The sequence below is a fragment of the Trichlorobacter lovleyi genome (genome assembly GCF_015239775.1).
GTDB classification, from domain to species: domain Bacteria; phylum Desulfobacterota; class Desulfuromonadia; order Geobacterales; family Pseudopelobacteraceae; genus Trichlorobacter; species Trichlorobacter lovleyi_B.
In genome coordinates this window covers 1281520-1295905 of sequence record NZ_CP058409.1, presented here as the reverse complement: position 1 = coordinate 1295905, position 14386 = coordinate 1281520, and the positions used below count along the sequence as shown (strand labels likewise).

The following is a 14386-nucleotide window of genomic DNA, read 5'->3' as shown; positions in this document are numbered from 1 at the left end:
CTCCTGATTAACAGCGGCCCAGGCTGGCCAGGAGGGGTGGAGGAAGGTGTTACCGGCCAGCAGTCAGGCAGATGTCACATGTATCCTGCAGATAAAAAGCTTATTCGGTAAAAAAAGTGTACCACCTATTCCACAAATGTCACGCGGTTGATTTCCTGCAGGGTGGTATCTCCGGCACACAGTTTTTCCACTGCGGCCTCCCGCAGAAAGACCGTACCCTGCTCGCGGGCAACCTGTTTCAGCCGCACCGCCGGTGTCTTGGATACGATCATATCCCGCAATTCATCGTTCATCTCCAGCATCTCAATAATGGCTGAACGCCCTCGGTAGCCGGTACCGTTGCAGGCATCACAGCCGACTGCCTCATAGAAGGTGGCAGTGGCACGCCAGGCAGGATCAATGGCCGCCTCACGTAGTTGTTGATCCGTCAGATCAACGGGACGGCGGCACTCTTTACAGACCTTGCGGACCAGCCGTTGCGCAATGACACAGTTCAGCGAAGAGACAAAGTTGTAGGGATCGAGCCCCATGTGGGTAAAACGGCCGATTACATCCAGCACGTTGTTGGCATGGACCGTGGTAAAGACCAGGTGCCCGGTCAGAGCAGACTGTACCGCAATCTGGGCCGTTTCAGGATCGCGGATCTCCCCCACCATGATCTTGTCAGGGTCATGACGCAGGATGGAGCGCAGACCGCGGGCAAAGGTCAGTCCCTTTTTCTCATTGACCGGGATCTGCAGCACCCCTTTCAGCAGATATTCAACCGGGTCTTCAATGGTAATGATCTTGTCCAGGCCGGTGTGGATCTCGGTTAAGGCTGCATACAGGGTGGTGGTCTTACCTGAACCGGTGGGGCCGGTCACCAGCACCATGCCGTACGGTTCGCGAATCTTGCGTCTGATGCGGGTCAGTTCGCGGGGATGGATGCCGAGATGTTCAAGACTGAGGCCTTTCATCTCTGCGGCAATGCTCTCTTTGTCCAGAATCCTGATAACCGCGTCCTCGCCATGGGCGCTGGGCATGATCGAAACCCGGAAGTCAATCGACTTATCCCCCAAACGGATCTTGAAACGGCCATCCTGGGGGATACGCTTTTCAGAAATATCAAGCTCGCTCATGATCTTGAGACGGGAGATGATCGGGCTTTGGAAGTGGAGGTCAATCGGGTCATTGGCCTGATAGAGCACCCCGTCAATCCGGTATTTGATGGTGACCCCGTCATGACCGGTTTCTATATGAATATCGCTGGCACGGCGGCCCAGGGCATCCAGCAGGGTGGTATTGATCAACTTGACGATCGGGCTGGAGGCGGTATCTGACGACAGGCTCTCCAGAGAAAGGACCTCTTCGCCGCTATCGGTCTCTTTCACTAGCTGCAGTAAAAAATCCTCAGAGACATCCCGCAAGACCCGGCGGGTCCCCTCTCCCCCTTTAAGCAGTTTATTGATGGCCGGCGTGGCGGCAACAGAAAAACTGACCGGACGGTCAAGGACCAGCTCAAGCTCATCCAGCATCAGGACATCGGTCGGATCGGCAATGGCGATGTTCAACACACCGTCATCCAGGGCAAGAGGCACAAAGTGATAGCGGTAGATCAGATCCGGCGGGAGGGTATCGAATAGCGCCTGGTCAACCTTGAAACTGCCAAGATCAACAAATGGCAGGCTAAACTGGGCGGCAAGTGCCTTGGCAATCATTGTCTCATCCACCAGGCCAAGCTCCCGGGCAGCCTCTCCAAAACGGCCCCCCTGTGCAGCCTGATGTGCCAGGACCAAATCTATCTCCTCAGAGGTCAGGGCATCCAGTTCCGTCATGATCTGGCTGAGCTTCTTGTGTTGTGTACTGTTCATTCTGTTCCTGACCGTGTCAATAAATCGTAAGCGTTGTTGGACCAAGCTCTGTCGCAGGAGCGGTATAGCTTGCATCTGTCCAACTCACCGACCACAAATTTGCTGCCCCCCCTACAATTTTAAAGGTAATGGTGTTCGCGACAGATAACCTCCCATCAGTTGTTATTGACCAGGTAAATATTTTAGTACTACTACCGGGCTTAGTTATTGTTACCGATCCATCTGCTGCAAAAACCATCGTATAAAGGCCCAGTGGCAACCGTACTTTGATCGTCTTGCCAGAAACCATTGCGTTGGTAAACAATGCGGTTTGCCCGAGACTGTTGACAGGTCCTGAAACAATTTCACCACGAGTCAAGTTACCATTAAGAGCAGTAAAATACATATCTGGCAACGCATATCGTACTGCAGAGGTATCTACAAATAATGCAGAAGCTCCATTTATAGTGGTCATTGACCACCTGCCCGCACCGACTTTCACCGGTTTAAATGTAGTATCGATATACCCTGTAGAAAGGTATTTAAGGACATAGAAAATAGCAAGACCACTTGACTCGAACTGCATCCCGATATCGTTGCCAAAGCCTTTTATATTCCCGGAACCATCTTCGGTATAGGGATAATATGTCAAAATCCGATTCAGGTCTGTTGTTACCTCAGTCGGTATAACGCTTGAAGCAGAGTATGTCATATTGTTCATTATTGACGGCACAGTTCCACTACAGACAACACCCGTACAGCTACCTGCCGGCCCCTGCGGGCCGATATCCCCCTGTGATCCCTGCGGCCCTTGTGGACCAACCAGAGACACACCTGCCCCCCACGAGCCGCTGTACGGACCATACAGCCTGCTATTCTGGGTATCAAGATAGAAATCTCCCGGTTGAGCGGTTAAGATCCCGGGAGCACCGCTACCGTTTAAAATGCTCTTACCATCCCGTGGTGCGGTTGCAACGCTTGAGCCATCAGGAAATTCAAGCCGGTCGTTTTTGATCGTAAACGGACCATCAACGGCATAGCTGACAGCGGACATCGCGACGACAAACAAGCAGAGTAAGAACATCTTTAACCATGTAAACATCATACTACTCCTCATTGGAATGTGATTCTGGCCATTCTGAATGTTTCAGATATACACGAAATTATCCTTAAAACGGCAGTCACTCTCGCGGAGTTACGAATGTTTTCCCCAGGAGTAATCACCGCAGTCACAGGCTGTTTCAAGACTTTTAAGAGCATCAGCGCCGCAGGGTTAACTATCCCACTGTTCCGGCGAGTTTAAAGATCGGTAGATACATGGCCACGATGATGATACCGATCACCAGCCCCATAACCAGCATGACTGCCGGTTCTATGGCAGTGGCCAAGAGCTGTAATCGCTCTTCAACCTGTGCCTCAAGGTGTTCGGCAACATCGGACAACATCTCCTCCATCGCCCCGGTGGCCTCCCCTACCCCCAGCATCCGCAGTGCCAGCGGCGGCATCAAATGCTGTTGTTCAAGGGCTACCGAGAGCCGTCCGCCCTCTTCTACCTGATGAATGGCTGTGACCATGCCCTGCTCCAGCAGACGGTTATTCAAGGTGCCCAGGGACATCCGTAATGATTCGACAATCGGTATGCCGCTGCCCAGCAGCGTGGCCAGGGTGCGGGAAAAGACCGAAATGGAATACCCGAAGAACAGCTCACCCAATACCGGCAGTGCCAGTTTCCAGCGATCTATCCGCTGACGTCCCCCGTCAGAGCGGCTCCAGCTGCGCAGGGCCACAACAGCTGCAACCAGTCCCGGCAGCCAGACCACAATGGTAGACTGCAAGGTATTGGTAAAGCTGATCAGCAGACGGGTCAGCAGGGGCAGTTGCGATCCAGACTCAGCGTAGACATGGCTGAAGGTGGGAACCACATAGATCAGCAGCAACATGATTGCCAGCACCGCCACCACCACGAGAATACTTGGATAGATCAGTGCCGAAATCAGCTTTTTACGCAGCTCCTCAGACCTTTTCAGGAACAGGATATAGCGACGGATGGTCTGGGGCACCTCTCCGGTCCGCTCTCCGGCCCGGATAGAGGCAAGGTACAGCGGCGGGAACAGCTTACCGTGCCGCTCCAGGGCAGTGGAGAGCGCAGCCCCTCCTTTGACATCCTCCCGCACCTGTCCCAGCACCTGGGCAAAGGTGCCACCGGTTTTCAGGCGATGTTCAAGGATTGCATCCAGTACCGGCACAATCGGCATACCGGATTTAAGCAGCACCACCAGTTCCTGGTTAAAGGCCAGCAGCTCCCGGTTATCAATCCGTCCGCCACCTGGTTTTAAAAGGTTGAACGACAGTTTCAGGCCGGACCGCTTCAGCGTGAAGACGTGATAGCCCTGCGCCTCCAGTCCTGCCCGCAGCTGGGCTTCGTCGACGGCCTCCAACTCACGTTGCAGAATGGCACCATCGGGACTGCCCAGTTTGCAGGTAAAGAGCGGCATGGCTACTTGATTACCAGCATTGAGGCAGTCAGGCTGCCGCTCGTGATGGTCAGGGGAGCTGTCAGGTTGCTGAAAAGTCCGGTTAATGCCGTAAACGTAGCGTTATAGCCACCTTTCAGGGTTACAGACTTGCTGACAACCAACGACTCACCAAGGTTACCGTCAAGCAGGAGTATCGGTGTCGCACCAAAGTTGGTAGCAAACGCCTCTGCCAGGGTGGTATAGTTAACACCCCCGACTTGAGCTTTTGCCGAGTCAAAAACGGCTATTACCTCTCTAGCAACATTCATGATAGCGCCACAGACCGTACCATTCGTTGTTTGACAACCAATCCAGCCGGAAAGGGCTGAGCTGGCGTTGGGGACTGCGGTGAGCGTGACCGTACTGCCTGTAGCAAACTGGCTGGAACAGCTGGCAGCAGGACAGTCGATGCCGCTGGGGGTGCTGATTACAGAACCGCCGCCTGTACCACTAAAAGAAACCGTCAAGGTGACCTGCGGTACCGCAGTAAAGGTGGCGGTAACAGTACGTGCTGCAGACATGGCAACCGTACAGGTACCGGTACCGCTGCAGCCTTCTCCGGACCAGCCACTGAAAACATAACCGGAAGCGGCCTCAGCAGTCAGGACAACACTGGTACCGCTGTTATATGCCGCCATACCGACGGCACCGCTCCATCCCAGGGTACCGCTATTGGAAGAGACGCTTCCACCTGCTGCCGTTGATTTTGTCACGGTCAACAGGTACTCCGGGGTCATCTGGAACCGGGCCAGGGCCTGACGGGCCGCCCCATCCACCGCCTCAATCGTACCGCCAACCACCAACTGCGTGCCACTAACAAGGATAGACTTTACGGTCCCGGTTACCGAGCTGCTGAAGGTGCTGTCGCGGCTGCCATTGGGATGCAGACGAACCAGACTGTTATAGACAGAATCCCCCTCAATGATCTGCATGTTGCCGCCAACAACTATTCTTCCGTCAGACTGCAACGCCAGTGCATAGGCTGTTGACCCCTGGTCTCCAAAGGGGACAAGAAAGCTTGCATCCACACTGCCATTGGCATTAAGGCGTACCAGCGAAGGGCTTGTAATGCCCCCCACAGTTGAGAAACGGCCACCCAGCAAAATTTTGCCGTCGGGCTGCACTGCAAGGGCAAAGACTTCACTACGACCGTTGAAAACGGTAAAACTTGGCGACACAAAGCTATCATCAATGCTGCCATCACTGTTCAGGCGCAGAATATTCTGGACCGAGATGCCACTGAATGAAAAGAAGGAACCACCCACCAGAACCTTGCCATCCGGTTGGACCGCCACGGCATTTACCCGGTCAAAATCATAAAAAGGCAGGACCTGCTGATTGGAAATACCGCTGCCGGGGTTGAATGTGGCTGTACTTTCCAGGGTGAGGTCGCTATTCAGGCGCCGGACACCTGGGGCATGGTACAGGGCGGTCAGCACTTTATTCTCCGATGCTAACGCCAGCCCATTCACCATACCGGCTGAAGTACCGACCTCAACGGTGCCGCTTGAGCTGAGGCGGATCACATCCATGGTTTGATAGGAGGCCCCGACAACGGCCTCATAAAAATAGCCGCCAATAACGGGCTTGTCATCTGAACGAACTATCACGGCATTGACGCTCCCCCCCTGTACAACGGGAGAGCTGAAGGTTGTATCAAGGGTGCCAGCGGTAGCAAAACGGGCCACACCATTTTCAGCGGTGTTGTTGACCAGATAAAAGTCACCAGCCGCCAGCAGTTTGCCATCAGTTTGAAGCGCCAGTGATTTGACATCAGCCTGGCCACCAACAACGGGCTTAAAGGTAGTGACAGGCTGCCAGGTGGTACTGGAGATCAAACAAAGGCCGTAATAATAGGTATCAGTGTAATCCTCCTGAGTAAAGCTGCCACCAGCCAACGGTTGGCCGTCACTGCGTTTTCCCAGGGCAAAGACATCCGAGCGGGTAGAACCATCGGTATTTTTCGGCCCGCTTTTAAAAGTCACTGAACTCGCATAGGCTCCATTGCCCGCTTCAAGGATAAACATCCTGGCATCATGGTAAAGCGGATTTCCGCTCATGATGATGGAGCTGTACCATCCACCCACCACTATCTTATCCGGCAAAACCAAAAGACTGGTAATTGCCTGGAAATAATCGGCGGCTGGACTATAGCCGCCACTCGAGTTCGGAGTTAACTGCGTAAAGGTTTCATCCCGCACGCCCTCGGCAGAGGTCCGCAGCAGCTTGGGAAGATCGTAGGTGCCATTCAGTCCAAAAAAATCACCGCCCAACAACACCTTGTCATCCGCCTGCACTGCCAGGGCCTGCAGAGTCCCCCCGTAAAGCCCGCTACCAAAGGCGCTGTCCAGAGCACCGGCTGCGGTAAGACGCGCTATTCCCGCCTTGGCAGTACCGTTTACCGTAGCAAATGAACCACCAATAATAATATGACCGCTTGATTGCCGGGCAATATGGGTAACAGTCCCATCTGCCCCAGTCCCTGGATTAAACGTGGTATCTTCCGAGCCATCCAGGGGGTTAAGCCGAACAATATGGTTCTTTGGTGCGGTAAAATCCCCGCCCACCAGAATTGCACCGCTGCCATCCACGGCAATAGCCCTGACAGCACCATCAAGACCGTAGCTAATGCCTGGCGTGTAGACATACCGCCCCGGTTGAAACGTTTCGTCCCAAACACCTGTGTCGCTCACGCGGAACAGATAGTTATGCGATTCAGTTGCACCTATAACCGATATTTGACCACCGATCAGAATCTTGCCGTCTGCCTGAACGGCTATGGCAAAAATCATGTCAGCAGGTATTCTTGCATCCAGCTGAAACGACGTATCCACGGAACCGTCGGCATTAAGTCGTGCAATATTCTTGCATGCAGTACCGCTGATGGACGTAAAACTCCCGATCACCAACACTTTACTGTTTGCCAGCGGGACAATGCCGGTAATCTGGCCAGCTCTTGACAGTACCGGCTTAAAGCTGGCGTCCAATGTTGTTGCTGCAGAGGCATGAGCTGCTGTCAAGCAAAGAAACAGCAATAACGTCAGAACCATGGTCAACCGCGATGTTATAGATTGAATAGTCATAATTCTACCCTTCCCTTCCTTAACGCCCCCCGCAAACCTTACTTAGGCGTCTGAACCGTCTGTACCGTCGGCACCGTCTTCTGGCCCGACTTATAGACAAACTGCCACTGATCATAACGTTCTTTGTTGACCAGATCCTGTAGCTGATCAGGAAAGTTATCCTTCTTGATGACCCGTTCAGTACTGCTGCTGCTGACACCGATGATACCACGGCTGGTCTCACGAATCAGGACCCAGTCCTGGTTGGTCATGGGATCGCGATACAGTTTTCTCAGATACCGGACCGTTGCAGGGGTACGAGGATCCCTTAAAAGGTCTTTCAGATCGTTCAACGGCGTGGCCACATGTTGCTGGATAGTACCCTTAGGCTGGTGCCAGCGGCTGATGGCATCCTGAATTTGCATCCCGCGAAACAACAGTTCTTCCTCCCGTTCGCGTTGCATGACGTTTTTCCAGCTGGTACCGACAGCCCCCAGCAGGATGCCGATCAGCATCACGGCGAGCAGCGCAATCAAGTAGGTAAATCCCTGCTGATTATGAAAGGATGCTGCTCTGGCAGACATGGCATGCACTCACAACTCAACCGTTTGGATTTCCGGCAACATTCCAGATAAGTTCTAAATTTATACCTGTTATAACGTTCTTCGTCCAGTTTTCAACCGGCAGAGACACAAAAAAGGCCGACTGAAACAAGATCAGTCGGCCCATCTGCGGTGTATTTGGTGCGCGCTACTGGGATTGAACCAGTGACCCCTGCCGTGTGAAGGCAGTGCTCTCCCGCTGAGCTAAGCGCGCATGAGAGGTGGTTTTATAGACGAAGCGACCTGCACCTGTCAAGGTTTTAGACAATGTTGAAGTTGGTGTGAATCATCTTCTGCAGCTCTTCAACCCTGATCACGGCATGACGAAGCTGTTCACGTTCCTCGCTGTCCAGCAGCAGCGGATCAAGGTAGTAGGAATCTTTCTGTATCCCCTTGATCTGCTTGATCTGCAGCAGTATCCGGTGGCGGGTCAGGATGTTGTAGGAGTCCCGCAGACCACGGGCCATTTCTTCAGAAAAGCTGCCTTCCTGTTCAAGGAAGTTGATCCGCTGGACAGTGTTGGTGGCTGACATCCCCTGGCTGATGGCCAGAATACGGACGTTCATGACCAAGGGGGCCCAAGCCAGCAGCTTGATGTTCAGTTCTCCCCGGTGTTCACCACTGGGCTCGGTCCAGAGCCGGCGCATGAACCCCAGGGCAAGCTTCATTTCAGTGGCTGCCCGGGCCATGCTCCAGAGCACCTGAAAATGCTCTTTTTCCATATCACGGATCAGCTCGATCAGTTTTTCTCCCAGCACACGGTCACCGCCGACAAAACGGGCATCCGAAAGGACAATCAGATCCATCATGTTCTTGGCAAAATCTTCCACTTCGTAGCGCACAATGGCAAACAGACGCTTGCGCCACTGCTTATACGATCCTCGCCAGGTGGGGTTGCTGGTCATGATGTCGCCGGTACAGCGCTTGAACCCGGCATTTTCAAGGCAGTCAACCAGCCGGTTGCCAAACTCCACGAACCAGCTGTCTGCCGCCTCTGCTCCCCCGTCATCATAGACGATCAGATAATCCTGATCCGTAATCAGGGTCTGTTCTTCCCGGCCGTCACTCCCCATGCTGATCAGGGCGTAGGAAACAGGCGGCGCACCGTGCCCCGCAGCTGCCATCTCTTCAGTGACAATCTGCAGCGCCCGTTCAGCAAGCAGATCACGGTAATGAGTACAGGAACGATGCAGATTACTGACTGACCCGGCGGCAATAAAGCGTTCAAGTTCGATCCGGTTTAACTCATCATGCAGCTGCTTCAGCGCCATTGCGTCAGTAGTCCCTATCAACCCCTGTTGCAGGGCAGACTGGGCATCCCAAACCTCAAACTTGCGCCTGACAGTAGCGAGATCCGCCTTGAGCTGCTGCAGCACTTCAGCAATTTCACCAACCGTACAATAGCGGGTTAACTGCGTAAGCGGCGGCAGCAGATCAAGCAGATTGCTCATGTCATCATGCAGAACAGTTTCCACGGAACCCTCTGATTAAAAAAATGGGGAGGCCGAAGCCTCCCCAACTATACCACAATTCAAAGGAATGCAAAGATGATGACTTAGTGGTCGATCGCCTTGGCCATGCCCAGGCCGGTGTTCTGGCGGACATAGATCTCGTCCCACATCTCCTCGGCCTTTTTGCAGGGGAACATCAAGGTTGCCAGGATGGCAGCGATGAAGCCCAGCGGGATCGAGAGGATACCGGGGTTTTTCAGGGTAAAGAGCGGCTTGGACAGACCCAGCATGGACTTGCCACCACGATTCTTGACTTCTTCAGCCTTCTTGGCTTCGATAGTCTTGAGGGTCTTCTCCATTGCCTCAGGCTTGACCTTGCCCTCTGCAATTTCCTTCTCAAGCTTGGTATAAGCCATCTTGGCGTTATCGGCAACCTTGTCCGGGTAGGTCATGTTGGGGGAAACCATAACCAGACCAACCGATGCAATGGTACCCACCACCAGACCGGCAATAACACCGGCGGTGTTGAACTTCTTCCAGAACAGGGACATAACCACAACCGGCAGGTTACCGGAGGAGGCCACGGCAAAGGCCAGGGCCACCAGGTGGGCAACGTTCTGCTTCTCTGCAGCAATACCGATGAGGATACCGCAAGCGCCAACGATGAAAGAAGTGGCGCGAGCAGCAAAAACCTGCTCCTTCTGGTCGGCATGGCCATCCTTGATCACGTTAACATAGATGTCGTGGGCAATCGCAGCGGAGGCAGCCAGAACCAGACCGGAAACCACCGCCAGGATGGTGGCAAAGGCAACGGCGCAGAGGAAGGCCAGCAGCAGGTCACCCAGGAACGGAGAGAACTCGCCACCCATCTGCTTTGCCAGCATCATGGCAGCCATGTTGCCGCCTGCGTCAACCTGCTTGATGCCTTGCGGGGAGAGGTGAATAGCAGCACCAAAACCCAGCAGGGTGGTCAGGATGTAGAAGGAACCGATGATGAACATGGCCACGATAACCGATTTACGGGCAGCCTGCGCGGTGGGGACGGTGAAGAAACGCATCAGGATGTGCGGCATACCGGCAGTACCCAGCACCAGCGCCATACCCAGGGAGATCTGATCCAGCGGGTTGGTCAGGAACAGACCGGGCTCAAGGAAGCGTTGACCGGCATCGGCCGTGGCCGTACCGGCAGCGGATTCCTTCAGGTAGATCGGCAGCAGCTTGACATGGTCAATGATGTTCTGGTTGGTAGCGATATCAGTAAAGAACTGCAGCGGGCTGAAACCGGACTTGATTGAAACCAGCACGGACAGAAGAAAAGCTCCGGTCATCAGCAGGCCGGCCTTGATGATCTGAACCCAGGTGGTGGCGGTCATGCCACCGAACACCACGTAACCAACCATCAGGATACCAACCCCGATGATGGCAGTCTTGTACGGCACCCCCAGCAACAGTTGCATCAGTTTACCGGCACCAACCATCTGAGCGGTCAGGTAGAAGGTGGAAACCGCTACGGTGGAGATGGCAGCAACAGCGCGGACCGGCTTGGGTGAGGTACGGAAGGAGAGGATATCCCCCAGGGTGTACTTACCGGCGTTCCGGCAAGGCTCGGCAACGATCAGCAGCACGGTGATGTAGGCCACCAGCCAGCCCACCGAGTACATGAAACCGTCATACCCGTAGAGGGAGATCATACCGGAAATACCCAGGAATGAAGCAGCCGACATGTAGTCACCGGCAATCGCCCAACCGTTCTGGGTACCGGTGATACCACCACCGGCAGTATAGAAGTCGGCAGCCGACTTGGTCTGCTTGGCTGACCAGACCACAACCGCCATGGTGGCGCCGATGATAGCCAGGAAGATCGGAATGGTGACCTTGGGGTTGGCCTTCAGGGTTGCCTTTTTCTCTTCAGCAGGCTTGGCCGGAGCAGGCGCAGCAACCTTGGCAGCATCTGTAGCCGGAGCAACAGTGGCAGCAGGGGCTGTAGCCGGAGCAGCAACCGCAGGTTTGGCATCAGGGGCGGCCGGTGCCTTGGCAGGCTCGGCATAGGCGGCGAAGCTCAGGGAGAGGACGCAACCGATAGCAACTAATAATCTCTTCATGGGTTCACCTCCTATTGAAGTTCGTTGACCAGTTCTCTGGTCAGACGGTCGAAGTCCTTGTTGGCAACATGGGCATAGTACATTGCCAGGCCCCAGGACACAAAAAACTGCGACAAAGCAAACAGATAACCAAAGTTGATCCTGCCCAGGATCTGGATCTTGAACAGACCCGGTGCATAGGCCGCTCCGATAGGAAGCAGGAAGTAGTAGATCGTTGAAAAGATCCACCAGCCGAAAAGGAAGGCTGTTTTCTTGTGGTGCAGTTCGATAAACTTGGGATTTTTAGCTATCGCTGACCAGTTGTACGTTTGTTCCGCCATGAGTGTTACTCCTTTCCAAAAGTGTGGGAATTGGAAACTACAAACTGCCAAGGTACTGCAGACCGCCTCCTTTCACGTCGCAAGTGGTAGTAATAAAATCGAAATATCCGACATAACATAAAAATAACAACAAATTACATTCGATCCAAGGACAGTGAAAACAAAAATGAAACAGCAGAATCATCGTTTGTTTTCATATAATTAGTACGACGTTTTAAAATAGTCAATATTATTTTATTCAAAACAATACAGATATAAATTTATCATGTAATCTTAATACTTTGCCCATCGATTTTCATTTTAAATTATTTTTTTATTTTCACAAAAACAATTTTGTATACCCATGTTTTAAAAAGCTGTAATCATTCTACGCCCTTCCACCGTCAGCACGCCAGCCATCCGCCATTCGCATGCAATCCAGACAAAAAAAAGGGAGGCCGAAGCCTCCCTGATTGCATAACATCACGATACCTGATGAACAACGATTAGTGGTCGATCGCCTTGGCCATACCCAGGCCGGTGTTCTGGCGGACATAGATCTCGTCCCACATCTCCTCGGCCTTCTTGCTCGGGAATGCCAGGGTTGCCAGGATGGCGGCGATGAAGCCCAGCGGGATGGATACGATGCCGGGGTTCTTGAGGGTAAAGAGCGGCTTCTCCAGTCCCAGCATGGACTTGCCACCACGGTTTTTGGCCTCTTCAGCCTTCTTGGTCTCGATGGTCTTGAGGGTCTTCTCCATTGCCTCAGGCTTGACCTTGCCGTCTGCAATCTCTTTCTCAAGCTTGCTGTAGGCCAATTTAGCGTTGTTGGCAACAACCTCGGGATAGGTCATGTTGGGGGAGATCATCACCAGACCGATTGAAGCAACGGTACCCACCACCAGACCGGCAATAACACCGGCGGTGTTGAACTTCTTCCAGAACAGCGACATCACCACAACCGGCAGGTTACCGGAGGAGGCCACGGCAAAGGCCAGGGCCACCAGGTGGGCAACGTTCTGCTTCTCTGCAGCAATACCGATCACGATACCAACCGCACCAACCACAAAGGAAGTAACACGTGCAGCAAAGACCTGCTCCTTCTGGTCGGCATGGCCGTCCTTGATCACGTTAACATAGATGTCGTGAGCGATCGCAGCGGAGGCCGCCAGAACCAGACCGGAAACCACCGCCAGGATGGTGGCAAAGGCAACGGCACAGAGGAAGGCCAGCAACAGGTCGCCAATGAATGGAGAGAACTCTGAACCCAGCTGTTTTGCCAGCATCATGGCAGCCATGTTGCCGCCTGCGTCAACAGACTTGATACCTTGCGGAGTAACATGGATGGCAGCGCCAAAGCCCAGCAGGGTGGTCAGGATGTAGAAGGAACCGATGATGAACATGGCCACGATAACCGATTTACGGGCAGCCTGTGCGGTGGGAACGGTGAAGAAACGCATCAGGATGTGCGGCATACCGGCAGTACCCAGCACCAGCGCCATACCCAGGGAGATCTGATCCAGCGGGTTGGTCAGGAACAGGCCCGGCTCAAGGAAGCGTTGACCGGCATCTACCGTGGCCGTACCGGCTTTCACCTCTTTCAGGTAGATCGGCAGCAGCTTGACATGGTCGATGATGTTCTGGCTGGTGGCGATATCACTGAAAAACTGGAACGGGTTAAAGCCGGACTTGATTGAAACCATGACCGACAGAATGGCAGCGCCGGTCATCAGCAGGCCGGCCTTGATGATCTGAACCCAGGTGGTGGCGGTCATACCACCGAACACCACATAACCAACCATCAGGATACCAACCCCGATGATGGCAGTCTTGTACGGCACCCCCAGCAACAGCTGCATCAGCTTACCGGCACCAACCATCTGAGCAGTCAGGTAGAAGGTGGAAACCGATACCGTGGAGATGGCAGCAACAGCGCGGACCGGCTTGGGTGAGGTACGGAAGGAAAGGATATCCCCCAGGGTGTACTTACCGGCGTTCCGGCAAGGCTCGGCAACGATCAGCAGCACGGTGATGTAGGCCACCAGCCAGCCCACCGAGTACATGAAGCCGTCATAGCCGTAGAGGGAGATCATACCGGAAATACCCAGGAATGAGGCAGCCGACATGTAGTCACCGGCAATCGCCCAACCGTTCTGGGTACCGGTAATACCACCACCGGCAGTATAGAAGTCGGCAGCCGACTTGGTCTGCTTGGCTGACCAGACCACAACCGCCATGGTGGCAGCGATGATCATCAGGAAGATCGGAATGGTAACCTTGGGGTTGGCCTTCAGACCGGCCTTGGCATCCTTTGCAGGAGCCGGCGCGGGAGCAGCAGCCGCAGGCTTGGCAGCATCTGCAGGGCCAGCGGGGGCAACTGCAGCCGGCGCAGCAACAGGTGCGGCAGCCGGAGCAGCAACCGCAGGCTTGGCATCAGGGGCAGCCGGTGCCTTGGCAGGCTCGGCATAGGCGGCGAAGCTCAGGGAGAGGACGCAACCGATAGCAACTAACAGTCTCTTCATGGA

The 14386-nt window shown here is 54.1% G+C and carries 9 protein-coding genes and 1 tRNA gene; all 10 read right to left on the bottom strand.

What is annotated here, in order from left to right:
• Nucleotides 1-125 precede the first annotated feature (125 nt).
• Nucleotides 126-1850 carry a GspE/PulE family protein gene (locus FY034_RS06010; protein WP_265554454.1) on the bottom strand — a complete coding sequence of 575 codons (1725 nt, stop codon included), beginning with the start codon at nucleotides 1848-1850 and terminating at the stop codon, nucleotides 126-128.
• Between the two features lie 16 nt (nucleotides 1851-1866).
• On the bottom strand, nucleotides 1867-2934 hold the full coding sequence (locus FY034_RS06005; RefSeq protein WP_265554453.1) for a hypothetical protein: 1068 nt from the start codon (nucleotides 2932-2934) through the stop codon (nucleotides 1867-1869).
• Between the two features lie 172 nt (nucleotides 2935-3106).
• Nucleotides 3107-4324: a type II secretion system F family protein gene (locus tag FY034_RS06000; protein WP_265554452.1), complete on the bottom strand. Its 1218-nt coding sequence runs from the start codon at nucleotides 4322-4324 to the stop codon at nucleotides 3107-3109.
• Nucleotides 4325-4326: 2 nt separating this feature from the next.
• Nucleotides 4327-7428 carry an InlB B-repeat-containing protein gene (locus FY034_RS05995; RefSeq protein ID WP_265554451.1) on the bottom strand — a complete coding sequence of 1034 codons (3102 nt, stop codon included), beginning with the start codon at nucleotides 7426-7428 and terminating at the stop codon, nucleotides 4327-4329.
• A 38-nt stretch (nucleotides 7429-7466) separates the two neighbouring features.
• Nucleotides 7467-7991: a type II secretion system protein gene (locus tag FY034_RS05990; protein ID WP_265554450.1), complete on the bottom strand. Its 525-nt coding sequence runs from the start codon at nucleotides 7989-7991 to the stop codon at nucleotides 7467-7469.
• A gap of 157 nt (nucleotides 7992-8148) precedes the next feature.
• Nucleotides 8149-8223: transfer RNA gene (locus FY034_RS05985), tRNA-Val, on the bottom strand.
• Nucleotides 8224-8269: 46 nt separating this feature from the next.
• Nucleotides 8270-9484, bottom strand: a complete 1215-nt coding sequence (locus tag FY034_RS05980; protein WP_265554449.1) for a putative nucleotidyltransferase substrate binding domain-containing protein — start codon at nucleotides 9482-9484, stop codon at nucleotides 8270-8272.
• An 80-nt stretch (nucleotides 9485-9564) separates the two neighbouring features.
• On the bottom strand, nucleotides 9565-11562 hold the full coding sequence (locus tag FY034_RS05975) for a cation acetate symporter (RefSeq protein ID WP_265554447.1): 1998 nt from the start codon (nucleotides 11560-11562) through the stop codon (nucleotides 9565-9567).
• An 11-nt stretch (nucleotides 11563-11573) separates the two neighbouring features.
• The gene (locus tag FY034_RS05970) at nucleotides 11574-11882 is read right to left on the bottom strand and encodes a DUF485 domain-containing protein (protein ID WP_265554445.1); all 309 of its coding nucleotides are present in this window, start codon (nucleotides 11880-11882) and stop codon (nucleotides 11574-11576) included.
• 485 nt (nucleotides 11883-12367) lie between these two features.
• Entirely contained in the window at nucleotides 12368-14383 is a 2016-nt protein-coding gene (locus FY034_RS05965) for a cation acetate symporter (protein WP_265554444.1), read from the bottom strand.
• Nucleotides 14384-14386 lie beyond the last annotated feature (3 nt).

Coding starts and splice junctions, on each gene's coding strand:
- FY034_RS06010 (WP_265554454.1), bottom strand. CDS start 1,850: ATGAACAGTACACAACACAAGAAGCTCAGCCAGATCATGACGGAACTG.
- FY034_RS06005 (WP_265554453.1), bottom strand. CDS start 2,934: ATGATGTTTACATGGTTAAAGATGTTCTTACTCTGCTTGTTTGTCGTC.
- FY034_RS06000 (WP_265554452.1), bottom strand. CDS start 4,324: ATGCCGCTCTTTACCTGCAAACTGGGCAGTCCCGATGGTGCCATTCTG.
- FY034_RS05995 (WP_265554451.1), bottom strand. CDS start 7,428: ATGACTATTCAATCTATAACATCGCGGTTGACCATGGTTCTGACGTTA.
- FY034_RS05990 (WP_265554450.1), bottom strand. CDS start 7,991: ATGTCTGCCAGAGCAGCATCCTTTCATAATCAGCAGGGATTTACCTAC.
- FY034_RS05975 (WP_265554447.1), bottom strand. CDS start 11,562: ATGAAGAGATTATTAGTTGCTATCGGTTGCGTCCTCTCCCTGAGCTTC.
- FY034_RS05970 (WP_265554445.1), bottom strand. CDS start 11,882: ATGGCGGAACAAACGTACAACTGGTCAGCGATAGCTAAAAATCCCAAG.
- FY034_RS05965 (WP_265554444.1), bottom strand. CDS start 14,383: ATGAAGAGACTGTTAGTTGCTATCGGTTGCGTCCTCTCCCTGAGCTTC.